This window comes from Salifodinibacter halophilus, from assembly GCA_012999515.1.
Taxonomy (GTDB): domain Bacteria; phylum Pseudomonadota; class Gammaproteobacteria; order Nevskiales; family Salinisphaeraceae; genus Salifodinibacter; species Salifodinibacter halophilus.
In genome coordinates this window covers 1-312 of sequence record JABEEB010000118.1, presented here as the reverse complement: position 1 = coordinate 312, position 312 = coordinate 1, and the positions used below count along the sequence as shown (strand labels likewise).

General features: G+C 70.2%; 1 protein-coding gene. It reads right to left on the bottom strand.

The window, feature by feature from the left end:
• Positions 1 to 149, bottom strand: a 149-nt coding sequence (locus HKX41_10950; GenBank protein ID NNC24648.1) for a DNA-binding response regulator, incomplete at its 3' end; no start/stop codon positions are given.
• Positions 150 to 312: the final 163 nt, after the last annotated feature.

Below are 312 nucleotides of genomic sequence, written 5' to 3'. Positions count from 1 at the left end.
GAAGCTTCGCCGTCGACGCTCCAGGCCTCGTCCGGCGCGGCGGCCGATTCCAGCAAGGCGCGCACGCCGGCGCGCACCACCGGATGGTCGTCGGACAAGGCGATGCGCAAGCGCGCGGGCGAAGGCGAAGGTTCGATGTCGTCGGTCACACGTGGCTCCTCCTGACCATCCCTTCGCCGCGGGAGGATTTAGGCGGACAAAACGTGCGGGCAATCGACGTACTTGCGGCGCGCTGGAGCCGGAAGCTTCCTGCCGCTGCGATCGACGAGCGCGGGCGAAGGCGTGCGTTGCGGCAGGCGCCGAACGCTCGCG